General features: G+C 28.7%; 14 protein-coding genes. All 14 read right to left on the bottom strand.

The window, feature by feature from the left end:
- Positions 1-127: 127 nt before the first annotated feature.
- Entirely contained in the window at positions 128-2,500 is a 2,373-nt protein-coding gene (spoIIE, locus tag KGF36_RS13785) for a stage II sporulation protein E (RefSeq protein ID WP_227829093.1), read from the bottom strand.
- A gap of 89 nt (positions 2,501-2,589) precedes the next feature.
- On the bottom strand, positions 2,590-3,510 hold the full coding sequence (locus KGF36_RS13790) for a Ppx/GppA phosphatase family protein (protein WP_227829094.1): 921 nt from the start codon (positions 3,508-3,510) through the stop codon (positions 2,590-2,592).
- 112 nt (positions 3,511-3,622) lie between these two features.
- Complete coding sequence (locus tag KGF36_RS13795) at positions 3,623-3,907, bottom strand: FtsB family cell division protein (protein ID WP_227436281.1); 285 nt, start codon at positions 3,905-3,907, stop codon at positions 3,623-3,625.
- A gap of 5 nt (positions 3,908-3,912) precedes the next feature.
- Positions 3,913-4,443, bottom strand: coding sequence for a spore cortex biosynthesis protein YabQ (gene yabQ / locus KGF36_RS13800; RefSeq protein ID WP_227829095.1), 531 nt, complete (start codon positions 4,441-4,443; stop codon positions 3,913-3,915).
- A complete protein-coding gene (locus KGF36_RS13805; RefSeq protein ID WP_003421411.1) occupies positions 4,444-4,698 on the bottom strand; it encodes a YabP/YqfC family sporulation protein in 255 nt (84 codons plus the stop codon). It abuts the gene before it with no gap.
- 61 nt (positions 4,699-4,759) lie between these two features.
- A complete protein-coding gene (locus KGF36_RS13810) occupies positions 4,760-5,002 on the bottom strand; it encodes an RNA-binding S4 domain-containing protein (RefSeq protein ID WP_227436285.1) in 243 nt (80 codons plus the stop codon).
- A 71-nt stretch (positions 5,003-5,073) separates the two neighbouring features.
- Complete coding sequence (locus KGF36_RS13815; protein ID WP_227436295.1) at positions 5,074-5,352, bottom strand: HU family DNA-binding protein; 279 nt, start codon at positions 5,350-5,352, stop codon at positions 5,074-5,076.
- Between the two features lie 88 nt (positions 5,353-5,440).
- Positions 5,441-6,889, bottom strand: a complete 1,449-nt coding sequence (gene mazG / locus KGF36_RS13820; protein ID WP_227839022.1) for a nucleoside triphosphate pyrophosphohydrolase — start codon at positions 6,887-6,889, stop codon at positions 5,441-5,443.
- Positions 6,890-7,015: 126 nt separating this feature from the next.
- The gene (locus tag KGF36_RS13825) at positions 7,016-8,629 is read right to left on the bottom strand and encodes a polysaccharide biosynthesis protein (protein ID WP_227829097.1); all 1,614 of its coding nucleotides are present in this window, start codon (positions 8,627-8,629) and stop codon (positions 7,016-7,018) included.
- Between the two features lie 119 nt (positions 8,630-8,748).
- Positions 8,749-9,288, bottom strand: a complete 540-nt coding sequence (locus tag KGF36_RS13830; protein WP_227436300.1) for a stage V sporulation T C-terminal domain-containing protein — start codon at positions 9,286-9,288, stop codon at positions 8,749-8,751.
- Between the two features lie 123 nt (positions 9,289-9,411).
- Positions 9,412-10,407 carry a peptidylprolyl isomerase gene (locus KGF36_RS13835; protein WP_227829098.1) on the bottom strand — a complete coding sequence of 332 codons (996 nt, stop codon included), beginning with the start codon at positions 10,405-10,407 and terminating at the stop codon, positions 9,412-9,414.
- A gap of 30 nt (positions 10,408-10,437) precedes the next feature.
- Positions 10,438-13,824, bottom strand: a complete 3,387-nt coding sequence (mfd, locus tag KGF36_RS13840; RefSeq protein WP_227829099.1) for a transcription-repair coupling factor — start codon at positions 13,822-13,824, stop codon at positions 10,438-10,440.
- 16 nt (positions 13,825-13,840) lie between these two features.
- Positions 13,841-14,401 (bottom strand): aminoacyl-tRNA hydrolase, encoded by a 561-nt coding sequence (gene pth / locus KGF36_RS13845; protein WP_227436306.1) that lies wholly within the window; start codon positions 14,399-14,401, stop codon positions 13,841-13,843.
- Between the two features lie 13 nt (positions 14,402-14,414).
- Entirely contained in the window at positions 14,415-15,065 is a 651-nt protein-coding gene (locus KGF36_RS13850) for a prepilin peptidase (RefSeq protein WP_227854800.1), read from the bottom strand.
- Positions 15,066-15,117: the final 52 nt, after the last annotated feature.

The following is a 15,117-nucleotide window of genomic DNA, read 5'->3' on the forward strand; positions in this document are numbered from 1 at the left end:
TGCCATACTTATCAACAAATTTTGTTGATTTATACGTTTTTTTTGTTAATAACTTTACTTTTTTCAAAAGTCTATTAACATATTATACACAAGTTATCCACATATTATACACAGAAATTTATAAATTTTATTTTGTACATATTTTTGTAACTAGAACAGTCATGTCATCTTCGATTTGTAACGCTTGTAACTCCAATGCTCTATCTAATATTAAATTTGAAATTTCCTTTGGATTAGTAGTTTCTATATTTTTTAAGAAATATATTAACCAATTATCGCCTAAATTGTTATTTCTTCCTGCATCTACAATTCCATCAGAAACCATTATAACATAGTCCCCTTCCTTAACTTTTACATTTTTTCTATCAATCTTTACATCTGATAATATACCAACAGGTAAAGATGATGATGATATTAAATCAACTTCTCCATCCTCTCTTTTTATATAGGTAGAACATGCTCCCATCTTTATAGTTTCTAAACAACCTCGTTTTAAATCTAAAATACCTAAATCGAGAGTTGAAAACATTTCTTCTGAAGACTTTAATAACAACATATTATTTATAGTATCTATGACTATTTCATCTTTAATCTTTGCATCTATCATTTTTTCTAGTATATCAATAGTAGCAGAAGACTCTTCATAAGCTTTTTTACCCTTTCCCATACCATCGCTTATAGCCATCATATATTTGCCATCATTTATCTCCATATATGTGTAATTATCTCCACAAAGGATATGTCCATCCCTAGACATTGCTGAAACTTCTGTAACAGCCTTATATTTTTGAGACTTAACAAATGTTGCTTTACATTTACCTCCTAAACAGTGACATCCTATTTTTCTAACAGACATATTCTCTCCTACTAGGTCTGAAATTATATCTACAATTTTATTTTCACACATGCAACCATCGTTACAAGTCTTCTTTTCTATTGATATTTCAAATTCGCTGTTACTCTTTGTTAAGTAACTTACTTTATCAACAGTTATATCATATCTCTCTAATTGTTCATATATATTTTTTTCTTTCTCTATATCCAACATTATATCGCCCTCTAAGTCCTGAGACAGCGATTTAATTGATTTTGAAATACTTCTTATCTGGTTTGCTATTAATTTTCTACTTTCTGAAAACTTCACACTCCAATCATAATCTAATACAAACATTTTGTAATAGTGATTTGATATTTTCACTATTGATTCTGGCTTCATACATTCCTTTCTAAAATTTTTAGGTATATCGTTTACACTTAATTCTCCTTTCTCTTCAATTTTTTCAAGAATATTATATATCATAGTGTATGTATGATTAAATCTTGATTCCCAACACATTCTTCTCATACTACAACTTTTACATTCATCATTATGAATCATATCTATTACATTCGCTATGTCTCTTTGGTCTAACACTTTATCCTTTTCTCTTATCTTATCAAATGTATCTGCAAGGTCATCATAAGTTTTATATATACTATTTAATCGACTATTCGTTAAGTTTTTGCTTCTCATAATATAATCGTATACAATTTCATTTGAAGCTACATTACTTTTTATTAATTTTTCAATCTTATTGAATAATCTTTCTGGCAACACAAGCACTATCAAACACCCTAACAATATATCTCTTAGTTGCATCATGTTTGAAGTAATACCAGAAGTATATAGGTATATTATTGTCCAACTTAGAATATATCCTAATATACAGAAATATTTGTTTATCTTATTAAATGCACCACTTATTAATCCTGAAAAAGAATATATACCCATATAAATAGCTGATGTCATATTATTTAAAATAGATGCCACACCAATAATTACACCACTAGATGCTCCCATAGTAGCTCCACCTACTATTGAGGTCAGTAATATCAATACAGTTGACAAAATGGTCCTTATCGATATTCCAAACAAAGATATATCTCCTATCCCCATTATACTAAAGGTTAGCAGTAAACTTATTGATATGGCTTCTTCTGTCCGTACAGACATCCTATTGTTGACATTGGCCATTAAACCTATACCATAAGAAAATACATATATAGATATAAACATTATTATTGCTTCTACACCTGCAACAAGCAAATTATATACACACCTATCTGAAAAGAAAGCTTGTCCCATGGAAATTGGAAGTAATACTATTGCACCTATAAACGCCATTTTGGCAATTGAATCTAATAGTTTTAGTTTCTTATTTAATGCCATAAATATTGTAAGGCACACAGCATATTTTGCTACATTTCCAAAATCATTGAATGATAACAATATTCCTATTAATGTTGATATAAATACAGGTATCTTATACTTATCAATCTTTGATGCACATATAAAAAAGGCAATTCCTAAAGGAGCTACAGAGTCTACTATAATAGACCTACTAAGTAAAAATCCCATTACAGCGAATGCCGCCGTAGTAAAATCAATATATCCGCTTATTAATTTTATGACATTTGGTTTTACAGTTTTGTTCTTTACAACTGCTACACTTCTTTGCATAAAAAAACCTCCTCTTTTGTTTATATTAAGAATTGTAACAAAGAGGAGTAATTTTTTTTGTCATAATCGGTTCCAAATATCAAAAAATATTAATACATTTTTTTTGACTTTTGACATATTAGGCCTTCCAAATTATCGTATTCACTTACGGTTATTTCTTCTATTTCTAATTTTTCCATTATTATATTCAATATTTTTACACCAGCAGTTATAATATCCGCACGTTTTTCTTGTAGCCCTTTTAAGTTCTTTTTATCACTTAATGTCATCTTTATTAATTTTTGTAGAATTTCTTCTATTTCTTTTTTGCATATTTTACTGTTATGTATTTTTTCCATAGAGTAAATTTCTAATTCTTGATTCATTGCTGACAATGATGTGATTGTACCTCCTATACCTATAAGAGTTTTTAATCCCTTTTCTTTTATGTAATTTAAAGTCTCACTAATTTCATTATATATAAATGAACTCATAGCTTCAAACTCTTCATTTTCAATAATATCGTGTTTCAAAAATTTCTCTGTCATTCTAAGAGCTCCTACATTTTCACTTTTATTAAATTTAATTCCATCTGAATCACCTATAATAAACTCTGTTGAACCTCCTCCAATATCTATAACAATAATATCATTATCCTCTTGTATACCTTCTAAAACACCTTTAAAGCCCAAATTTGATTCTTCTATACCCGTAACTATATCAACATCTATACCAGCTTCTTCTTTTGCTAGTTTAACAAAGTAATCTCCATTTTTACTATCTCTAAGGGCAGATGTCCCCATACAATAAATATTTTCACATTTTTCATCATTACACTTGTCAGAGAATTCTTTTAATGCTTTTATATTTCTTTGAATCGCATCTTCCTTTATATATCCTTTGCTATCTACGCCTTGCCCAATTCTAGTTGTATTAACAAATTTTTTTCTATTTATAAGCTTTCCATCCACATAATCTACTATCAACAATCTCATTGAGTTCGTCCCAATATCAATAGCTCCTATTTTCATTATAAAATTCCTCCTTAATCAAAATAAAAAGTCATCCTTAAACTGAATGACTTTTTTATTTAATCTTAAATTTTAAAATCAATATTCTTGTAGACTTATTAGCCAGTTTTAATCAACGATTTATATCTACATAAACGGTTTCATTAGGCTTTACCATGTTTAATCTTTTTCTAGCTATTTCTTCTAAGTCTCCTTCATATGATTTTTCATCTTTCTTTAAGCTGTTTATTTGTATTTCAGTCTTTTTTAATTGTTTATTTAGACTTGCTATTTCTGTTTTATATTCTTTAGCTTTTTCGTACTCAAATACAAATCCTGTCATTATACTAAAAATTGATATTCCTAAAAATAAACTGATAACAATAATTTGTCCTGAAAATTTTTTTCTTAAGTTCATTTTTCCTACACCCTTTTTTTAGTTTTAGTTTTTTTCTTAGATTTTGATTTTTTCTTGTTTTTTGATTTTTTATTTGATTTTCTCTTTATACTTTTTTTTGTTGCCATAAATATGTTTGGTATATAAAATATAATATCAAATAGTAGGTGTAGTGAATAGATTATAACGTAATACAAATTGTTTAAAAAACTGACTATGTAGTGTGTAACTTTTTTAAAAGAATTCCTCACAAAACGAATTATTTTATTGATAATTGATAAAACAATTTTACTTATGGTGTTATAGTATAAAATAAAACCAATAAACAAAGCCACAAAATGGTAATATCTTAAATTAAAAAACTCTGTAAGGTTTATTGTTATAAATATTATAATGGTTGCCAGAAACCAAAACAATACATCAAAAATTATTGCAAAATAATTGATGAATTTAAAACTCCCTCTCAGGCCTCTATAAAAATCAAACAACACTCCTATGAGTATTCCACCATAAATAGTAGCGTAGAAAATACTTACATCTTGAGTAAAAGGTATCATCTATCTAAATACCTTTTTCAAAAAACTTTCTTGTGGCTTTTTAGGCTTTGCATATACCATAGAATTTATAGTTCCATCTATGCTAATTATATTTTCGTCTATACTTAGCTTGCTCATATCTAGGTTTTCGCCTTCAATTACCATCTCGCCTACAGAAGTTTTAAGCTCTACTCTTTTATCATTAAAAGAATATATGTGCTCGACTCCTGAAATAACCAGCTTTGATCTATCTTTCAAAGTTATGTTCTGTTCCATAATATCCCCCCAGTAAATATTTCACTAATACTACTATTAATATACTAGAGGACTATTAATTTTATTCTAAAATTTCGTACATTTCTTTTGCATCATTTTTTAATACATGCTCTCTTACTTCATTTATCTTAAACTTCATCTTCTTCTCTCCAAATTGTATTTCTAGTGTATCTCCAATATTCACTTCTGAAGAAGATTTAGCGACTTTTCCATTTATAGTGACAATTCCTTTATCACATGCATCTTTAGCAACAGTTCTTCTCTTTATAATCCTAGATACTTTTAAAAACTTATCTAATCTCATAATTATCACCTTCCTTAGCTCTATAGAAAAAGTGTGGTAAATTTATCCACACTTTTTCACAAGATTTCTAATTATCCATTTATTGTATCCTTTAATCCTTTTCCAGCTTTGAAAACTGGTGCTTTAGAAGCTGGTATATCTATAATTTGCTCTGGATCTCTTGGATTTCTTCCTTGTCTAGCAGCTCTTTCTCTTGTCTCAAATGTTCCAAATCCAACTAATTGAACTTTTTCATTATTTACTAGTGCATCTTGAACAGAACTCATAAATGCGTTTAACGCAGCCTCTGCTTCCTTCTTTGTTAATCCACTTTTTTCTGCCATCTTTGATACTAATTCAGCTTTATTCACGATATTTACCTCCTAAAAATGTTTATAATATAGACTCCTATCTTTCTGATAAAAGTTCTAGATTTTTGACAAATTTCCTTCCACAATTTTATTGTTTTTTAGCCTGATTCCAAAATTCATCCATCTCTTCAAGTGTCATGTCTTCTAATTTTCTATTTAAATTCATTGCACTTTTTTCTACAAACTCAAATCTATTTATGAATTTATCTGTAGTACAGTTCAAGGCTTCTCCTGAGTCTATGTCTAAAAATCTAGCTAGATTTACTATCGAAAATAATAAATCGCCTAGTTCTTCCTTTATGTATTTTATATTCCCGACCCTGTGTTCGTCAAGTAATTCCTGATATTCTTCTTCAATTTTTTTAAATACATCTTCTACATTGTCCCAATCAAAGCCAACAAGAGCTGCTTTATGTTGAACTTTACTAGCCTTCATAAGAGCTGGTAAATGTTTTGGTATTCTTCTAAGGCCATCTGTTACAGTGCTTTCGCCTTTTTCTTCTTTCTTTAACTCTTCCCAAGTTTTTTCAAACTTAGACATATCTAGTTTTACACCATTAAATATATGAGGATGTCTATGAATTAATTTTTTGCATATACCATTTACCACTTCTTTTAAATCAAAGTAGCCTTCCTCATTACCTATCTGACAATGGAATATAACTTGTAAAAGAACATCTCCTAATTCTTCTACCATTTCATCTATATCATTATTATCAATTGCATTACAAAGTTCATATGCTTCCTCTATAACAGAATTTTTTAATGATTGATGTGTTTGTTTTTTATCCCATTCACATCCAGATGGACTTCTTAATGTATTAACTATTATTTCTAAGTCATGTACTGTATTATACATCTTTTTAGAACTTTTGGGTATATATAAGCTAGTTAAATAGTCAAAAAAGTTTTCATTTCTGTCTAATTCACATAATTTTATAAACTTTTTACTTTCTAAATCTTTGACACCTGCTCCATTTACTATACATACTTCTTGATTATAATCATAATATTCCATAAGTTTTAACTTTACATTTGATGCTATAAATTTATCATACACTTGAGTTATTATCATACTTGTATCTAAATCTATGTATGAGTTTTCTATCTCAAAGGCATCTATCAATTTAAATCCATCAGATGGGTCTATAGCTAAATAGTTAAACATAGCGTCTACAAAGCTCATAGAAGGTACTATCTCCACTTTTATGTGCTTTTCATCGGCAAGTCTCTCTATTATACTTACAGTCTTTTCTGCGACCCTTGGATGACCAGGAACCGCATATACTAAATCACCTTTTGTAGATTCTTCTATAATAAATTCAGATATTTTTAAGTAAACACTCTCAAAGTTTTCCTCATTTTCATAAAAGTAATCTAAAGAAGTGTATTGTATAGTTTCTTTAAGTTTATCAATTATTGGATGTTTCTCTGTTCTAAAAAAGACTCTAGGGCTGTTTTTTAAAGATTCCAGTACACCTTGGCTTATAAGAGAATAGTCTCCTGGTCCAAGCCCTACAATACTTATCTTACCCATAACATCACTCCCATTAGCAAATTTCACTTTATTTTTGTATTATTATACAAATAAGGAGCTTTACTATTTGTATAGTATTTCCTTTATTTGTATAGTATTTCCTTTATTTGCATATATATTCCTATATTATCTTATAAGTTTAACTTTTTTTAACAATTTATATAATTTATCACCTTTTGGCATAGTTAATATCTCTTCTTTTTTAATTCCGCCTATTCCAAGAATAACTACTACATATACAATCCCACCAACACCTATTGCGATTATTGTAGATAGACTATTGCCCAATAATCCAACTAAAGCACCATAACTCAACTTAACCATTATAAACATTGTCATAACTGTTATAAATGGTTTTATTATAAATTCCTTCTTAGGAAATTTTACATTCATATATTTTTTAACATATAATAAGTTAATCATAGCTGCCACAAAGTATGCTGTAACTGTTCCAAAAGCTGAACCTAATACATTGATATCTGGTATACCTGTCAATGTGTAACTTATAACAATCTTACATAACATACCCACACATAGAGCAATTACGGGAACTATGGGTTTTCCCATTCCTTGAATTATACCTGTTAATGTTTGTATTAATCCTAGGAACAGTACACATGGAGTAAGAGTAAACAAGATAGTTCCTACAGATGATGGCTCATGTGGAAATAAAAGACCCATTATTGGTATCGCTAATGATGCCATACCAAACGCACAAGGTAATACTATAAGCAAAGTCACCTTAACAGCATTTTTAGTATCTTTTCTAGCCTTTGATTTATTACCTAATGCATATGCTTTAGAAATAGCTGGAACTAAGCTCATACTCATTGCAGTTGTTATAACGGCTGGTAAATTTATTGTTGCCATTGCCATACCTGTCAATTGACCAAACATTGAATTTGCTACTTTATATGTAAAGCCTGCTTCCATAAGTCTTCTTATTACAATAACATTATCTATCATATTTACAAGTGGCATTACTGATGCACCTATTGTTATCGGAATAGCAACTGTTAAAAGCTTTTTAAAGATATAAGAAACTTGTTCATCCTTGAACCTTTGACTCGCATCTATCTCAGCTCTACGTTCTCTTCTTCCTAACATATAAGCAAACATCAGATAAACCATAGATGCTACTGAACCTATTGTAGCTCCTGATATAGCACCTGCTGCTCCTAAAGTTTGCCCAAAACTTTTCATAAGTAGGTAGGCCAAAGTAAGACCTAATACAACTCTAAAAAATTGCTCTGCAACTTGAGACACAGCAATCTTAGTCATGTCTTGTCTACCTTGAAAATATCCTCTATATGCTGACATCGCTGGAACAAATAATAAAGCTGGAGCAATAGCTTTCATAGAGTACAATGCACCAGGATTTTTCATTATGTTTGTTACTATGTAGTCGGCCCCAAAAAACAATATACAAAATGATATTATACCAGTTATAAATAAAACTGTATGCGATACTTTAAATATCTTATTTGCACCTTTATAATTTCCAATAGCAACTTTTTCCGAAACCAATTTTGCCACAGCTGTTGGGAATCCAGCAGTAGCTAATGTTAAAAATAGAGTGTACACAGGATAAGCAGCCTGATAGTATCCCATTCCTTCTGAACCAATCATGTTCCCAAGGGGAATTCTAAAAAATCCACCCATTATTTTTACGATTACACCTGCTAGCCCAAGTATAAGGGCTCCTTTTAAAAAGGAGTCTTTGTTTTTGTTATTGTTCATAACATAACCTCCATACTGTTTATATAACAAACTTTAATATACCATATTTTTAATGCTATATTCAATATTTTAAACAAAAACTTCAAAAGACCTTCACGTAAAAGGTCTTTATGATAAAATTATTGAACTTGTTTTCCTAAAAAGTTAGCAGCTATTTTTAAAGATTTTTCTTCACTTTCTGCAATTGTATCTTTATCTTTTGAAACAACTACAATCGAACCTATACAGTCACCAGATGCACTAATTATAGGCATAATAACTTGACTAATATATTCCTTTTGGTCTTCTTTAAATAAAGGTAAAATATTTTTATCTTTTGAGTATTTTACTGTTCTTTCACTTATTATTGCTTCTAACTCATCACTTATACTTTTTTCTTTATAATCTTTTTTAGGAAGTTTAGATACAGCTATTATAGAATCTAAATCGGTTATTAATACACCATATCCTAATACTTCTGCTAATGTTTCAGCATATTCTTGGGAGAATTCATTTAATTCTCCTATTGGAGAGTATTTTTTAAGTATGACTTCTCCATCTTTTGCTGTGAATATCTCTAAAGGATCTCCTTCTCTAATTCTTAATGTCTTTCTTATCTCCTTTGGGATAACTACCCTTCCAAGATCATCTATTCTTCTAACTATACCTGTTGCTTTCATATTTTTTAATCCCTCCATAAATTACTTTAAGTTTATTTTTACCATTGTTAAGAAAAATATACAAAAAAAGCTATATCTTCTCCAGATATAGCTTTTTTAAGCATATTACTATTTTTTTAGTTTTTAGATTGTGATTGTATTTATTACTTTTTCATCTTTTTCTACTTTAGCTTCTTTAGTTAATTTTTCTATTTTCTCTTGATATTTGTTTTTTAATAATTGATCTTTTATAGTTTCTTTAGAATCTTCAAATGGGGTTTGTTCATTTACTTTGTCTGTTACTTTGATTATATGGTATCCATATTGAGTTTCAACTAAGTTAGATATTTCACCCTTTTTCATAGAAAATGCTGCTTCTTCAAATTCAGCGACCATTTGACCTCTTGAGAAGAATCCTAATTTACCACCATCACTTGCTGAAGCATCTTGTGAATATTTCTTTGCAACCTTTGCAAAATCTTCACCTGATTTAACTTCTTTAAGGGCTTCTTCAGCTTTTTTCTTAGCTTCTGCCTTTTTCTCTTCTGAAAGTGGTTTATTGTTGTCATCTACTGTTTTTAATAAAATATGAGAAGCTTCTACCTCATCTTTTTTGAATTCATCTTTATGTGCATCATAGTATTTTTTCATTTCTTCATCTGATATTTTAGTTTCTTTAGTAAAATTAGCTTGATAGTTTTGCATAGCTAAATCTTTTTCTTGTTGGTCTTTTAAAAATGTATCATCTATACCTAATTTTTCAAGTTGTTTTTTATAATTTTCATCTTTACTCATAGCATCTTTTAAATCTTTAAAACTTTTTTCAACATCTTCTTTTTTAGGAAGTAAGTTATCTTTTTTAGCTTGTGAATATATAACTTCTGTAGTTATAAGTTGTTCAAGAATTAAGTCTTTAAACTTGTCCTTATACTTTACTCCTTTTTCAACTTCTTTGTCCCAGATGTCTTTTCCATAAGTTTGTTCCATAGAATCTTTATAAAGAGCTATAGTTTTTTTAAATTCATCTGATGATATTTTTGTACCGTTTACTGTTGCTACAGTTCCATCTGTGCTTGCACTACAAGCTGTTATTGATACTACAACTATCATAGCTATTACTAACGTTATTACTTTTTTCAAATTTAAAACATCCCTTCTTAAATTTACAAGTTATTTGACCTTGCACATTTTTTCTAACAGTTCTTCTAATTCTGTAACTATATTATAACCTATTTTTTGTTTAGTTCTATACTTTGTTATTGGAACTAATAATATTTCATCTTTTACTTGTCTAATTTTTTCTATTTTTAATATCTTACACAACGATTTTATATAAGCTATTGTAAGTAGTGTTTGTACTGGTTTAGGTATATCAGAGAATCTATCTTCAAGTTCTTCTTGTATATCCAACATATCTTCCCTATTTTCAATAGAAGCAATTTTCTTATACATTTCAATCTTAATCAATTCATCCTTAATATAATTGTCTGGAATATATGCATTTACACTTAAATCTATTTCAACATCAATTTCTTCAACAATAGGCTCACCTTTAACCTTTTTAATTGCATCATTAAGCATTTTGACATATAAATCATAACCTATAACTGCCATATGACCATGTTGTTGAGAACCTAAAATATTTCCAGCCCCTCTGATTTCAAGGTCTCTCATCGCTATTTTAAAACCTGAGCCAAATTCTGTAAATTCCCTAATAGCCTTTAATCTTTTTTCTGCTATTTCACTTAAAGTTTTATCTTTTTCATACATGAGATAGGCATATCCTTGTCTGGAACTTCTTCCAACTCTACCTCTTAACTGATATAACTGAGCTAATCCCATTTTATCTGCATCGTATATAATCATGGTGTTTGCATTGGATATATCCATACCTGTTTCTATTATTGTAGTACACACTAGCACATCATAGTCTTTATTTAAAAATCCTAAGATTATATTTTCTAGTGACTTAGAAGTCATTCTTCCATGTGCAACAGCTACTCTAGCATCTGGGACAAGCTTTTGAATCATACTTGCCATTTCTTCAATATGCTCAACTCGATTGTATACAAAGAATACCTGTCCACCTCTACTTAATTCTCTTTCTATTTCATCTTGAATTACGCTTTCCTTACTCTCAGTAACATATGTTATTACAGGATGTCTTTCTTGTGGGGGTTCTTCTATAACACTCATATCTCTTATCCCACTTAAAGACATATGTAGAGTTCTTGGTATAGGAGTTGCTGAAAGTGTAAGCACATCTACTGTAGATTTAATTTTCTTTAAAGCTTCTTTGTGTTTTACACCAAATCTTTGCTCCTCATCAATAACTACAAGACCCAAGTTTGGTAAATTTATATCTTTAGATATTATTCTATGAGTACCAATTAGAATATCTACTAACCCTTTTTTAGCATCTTCAATAATCTGCTTTTGTTGTTTTGGAGTCTTGAATCTACTTAAAACTTCCACTCTCAAAGGATAATTTTCAAACCTTTCTTTAAATGTATTGTAATGCTGTTGAGCCAGTATTGTTGTTGGAACTAATACTGCAACCTGTTTTTGGTCCATACATGCCTTAAAAATACTTCTAATTGCTACTTCTGTTTTTCCATAGCCAACATCTCCACAGACAAGTCTATCCATTACTTTACTTGATTCCATATCCTTTTTAGTTTCCTCTATTGCTTTTAATTGGTCTTCTGTTTCTTGATATGGAAACAAGGATTCAAACTCTGCCTGCCATGGTGTATCTTTTGAAAACTTATACCCTTGTATCTTTTCACGTTTTGCATAGAGTTCAATTAAGTCTTTTGTCATATCTTCAATTTCTTTTTTGACTTTTGCCTTTGCCTTTGTCCACTCATTGGTTCCAAGCTTATTTAACTTAACTTTTTCTACCTCTGCACCAATATATTTTTGTACTTTATCCATCTGGTCTATTGGTACATATAAATTATCTCCACCTTGGTAAACTATTTTCATGTAATCTTTTTTGATTGCATTAACTGTAATCTGTTCAATTCCTGTGTATCTACCTACACCACTATTTTCATGTACTACATAATCTCCAACGCTTAAATCTAAAAATGACTCTATCTTCTTTCCTTTTTTTGCTTTTTTATTACTAGTCTTAGAGGCTCTTTTATAAACACCTATCATTTCATTATCTGTTATAACAACAAATTTTATAGATTTATACTGAAAACCACTATTTATATGTGCAGGTACAATTACAATTTGAGAAGATTTAATTTCAATATCTCTATCTTTAGAAACAGTCGTTTCTAAGCCTTTATCCAATAAATCTTTTCCTAATTTATTTGCTCTTTCCAATGTATTTGTAGCCAAAATTATTTTATAACCATTGTATTTCAGCCGATTTAATTCTTCTACAAGTAAGTCTACTTTTCCATTAAATGTAGGTACTTCTCTACTTTCAAAATTTATTATGGATTTTACAGAAAAGTTATTTATAGACTTTGGTAATAGTGAATTTAAGACTACAGACTTGTCTTTTACTAGGTACTCCAAATCTGTATAATGGTATAATAGTTTTCCTTGATTTTTAACAGCCAAACCTCTTTCAAGGTTTAGTTTGTAATTTTCTCTAAACTCATTTAAGTAATTTTCACATCTTTCCTTAAGTCTTGTTATATCATTGATAAATACTATTGCATCATCTGCTAGATAAGTAAATATACTTTTGTTTTCTTCTGGATAGATATAATCTATATAGTTTTCTACACCTTCAAAATAAGTCTTACTTGATATATATTCTATATTTTGAAAGGTTCCTTCATCAGTATTTTTAGTTGTTTCTTTTTTTAACCTAACTAATGCATCTGTAGTTTTTTCTGGATAAATAAATTCTCTTGAAGGAGTTATAGAGAACTGTTGTAACTTATCAATTGATTTTTGAGAAAATACGTCAAAAGTTCGTATGGAATCTATCTCATCATCAAATAATTCCATACGAATCGGATTTGTATACTCAAGTGAGAATACGTCAATAATTCCACCTCTTATACTAAATTGACCAAACCCCTCTATTTTTGAAACTCTTTCATATCCTAAGGAAACTAACTTCTCAGTTAATTTTTCTAAATCTAAACTATCCCCCACTTTGTAATGAGATACACTATCAAGTAAAACTTGTTTTGGTATATATTTTCTTAAAACTGCTTCAATAGAAGTTACTAAAATTATTTTTTCTTTCTTTGCTAGTTTTAACAATACCTTTAATTTTTTTGCTTCTTCGTTTCTGTCCTTTGCATCTAAATGATAAAAGTAAATATCTTGAAATCCTAAATATTCGACTTTATCCCCAACATAAAAATTTAAATCTTCATATACTTTTTTTGCTTCTAAATCACTACTTGTGATAAAAATCATTTGTCGTGACAAATCATTAAACATAGAATATGATATATGAGGTTTTTGTACTGGTAAAAGTCCATTAACCAATAATGAGCCTTTTGTATTTTTTATGCAGTTTATTATATCTTTATACTCTTTTGAGTTCTGCAAAGGATATAAAAAAACATCATTCATTTAAATCTCCCTCTCACTATCCATTGTATTTGTTCATAGACATGTCTATATTTTCTCTTATTATTGAGTCAACAGCACACGCCGCTTTTTCTAGTGCTTCATTTATATTATCAGATTCTTCTTTTCTAAATCTAGAAAGTACAAAATCTGCTAAGTCTTGGCCAACTTCTGGCTTAGATACACCTACTCTTACTCTTGGGAAATCATTTGAACCTAAACACTTCGTTATAGATTTCATTCCATTATGAGTACCACCACTTCCTTTTTTTCTTATGCGTATCTTTCCAACATCTAAATCTATATCATCATACACTACTACTATATTATTTAAATCTACCTTATAATATTTATATATATCTATTAATGTTTCTCCACTTAAATTCATATAAGTTTGTGGTTTTACTAGTAATACTTTTTCAGTACCTACTCTGCCTTCGCCAATTAAAGCTTTGTGTTTTATTTTAGTAACACTAATGTTGTATTCTTTTGCAAGAATATCTATGACATCAAATCCAACGTTATGTCTAGTCTTTTCGTATTTTTTTCCTGGATTTCCTAACCCTACTACTACGTACATTTTTTACCTCCTGTTATAGAAATTTATATAACAAACTATAATAAAAATCAAATATATTATACTCTGTAAATATTATTATAATTGTCGCTAGAGAAATAAATGGTGTAAAAGGAATTTGTTTTTTGATATTTATATTTTTAAAAATTTTAATTCCATATAAAATAACAAAAAATAAAAATGCTAAAATAAATGATAAAACTATCACATAAAATCCATAATTATTTCCCAATGCAAAGCAACATAAGCTATAGAGACCTACATCTCCATAGCCTAATCCTTTTGTAAATTTAGCAATAATATAAGGTATAATAAAACCTATTGCCAGTCCAAATATATGACTTATATAGTCAATTTGCACTATATTGCAAAAGATTAAAAAAATTACACCTTGAACTATTATACCACTAACTATTGTTATATCATATACATATATTGTGTAGTAGTCTATAATAGATATAATTATTAAAAATGGAATTAATACTATATATTGTACACATTCTGCACTAATCCCAAATTTTAGATATATTAATACAGATAAAACTACAGTTATTATGTAAATAAAAAACATATTATACGAATTTTTCTTTACTCCATCACAAAAAATATATAAGGATTTATTTATCAAATATGCAAAAAATAAGGAAATTATTATTATATACTCCATAGTCTACAGTACTCTGTAGTAGGGTTAATAATAATATTGTCCTTATTGATTA

Source organism: Clostridioides sp. ZZV14-6009, assembly GCF_020658095.1.
GTDB lineage: Bacteria > Bacillota > Clostridia > Peptostreptococcales > Peptostreptococcaceae > Clostridioides.

What these genes read in the sequence shown, in the direction of transcription:
- spoIIE (WP_227829093.1), bottom strand. Translation starts at nt 2,500, where the DNA reads ATGCAAAGAAGTGTAGCAGTTGTAAAGAACAAAACTGTAAAACCAAAT.
- KGF36_RS13790 (WP_227829094.1), bottom strand. Translation starts at nt 3,510, where the DNA reads ATGAAAATAGGAGCTATTGATATTGGGACGAACTCAATGAGATTGTTG.
- KGF36_RS13795 (WP_227436281.1), bottom strand. Translation starts at nt 3,907, where the DNA reads ATGAACTTAAGAAAAAAATTTTCAGGACAAATTATTGTTATCAGTTTA.
- yabQ (WP_227829095.1), bottom strand. Translation starts at nt 4,443, where the DNA reads ATGATACCTTTTACTCAAGATGTAAGTATTTTCTACGCTACTATTTAT.
- KGF36_RS13805 (WP_003421411.1), bottom strand. Translation starts at nt 4,698, where the DNA reads ATGGAACAGAACATAACTTTGAAAGATAGATCAAAGCTGGTTATTTCA.
- KGF36_RS13810 (WP_227436285.1), bottom strand. Translation starts at nt 5,002, where the DNA reads ATGAGATTAGATAAGTTTTTAAAAGTATCTAGGATTATAAAGAGAAGA.
- mazG (WP_227839022.1), bottom strand. Translation starts at nt 6,889, where the DNA reads ATGGGTAAGATAAGTATTGTAGGGCTTGGACCAGGAGACTATTCTCTT.
- KGF36_RS13825 (WP_227829097.1), bottom strand. Translation starts at nt 8,629, where the DNA reads ATGAACAATAACAAAAACAAAGACTCCTTTTTAAAAGGAGCCCTTATA.
- KGF36_RS13830 (WP_227436300.1), bottom strand. Translation starts at nt 9,288, where the DNA reads ATGAAAGCAACAGGTATAGTTAGAAGAATAGATGATCTTGGAAGGGTA.
- mfd (WP_227829099.1), bottom strand. Translation starts at nt 13,824, where the DNA reads ATGAATGATGTTTTTTTATATCCTTTGCAGAACTCAAAAGAGTATAAA.
- pth (WP_227436306.1), bottom strand. Translation starts at nt 14,401, where the DNA reads ATGTACGTAGTAGTAGGGTTAGGAAATCCAGGAAAAAAATACGAAAAG.
- KGF36_RS13850 (WP_227854800.1), bottom strand. Translation starts at nt 15,065, where the DNA reads ATGGAGTATATAATAATAATTTCCTTATTTTTTGCATATTTGATAAAT.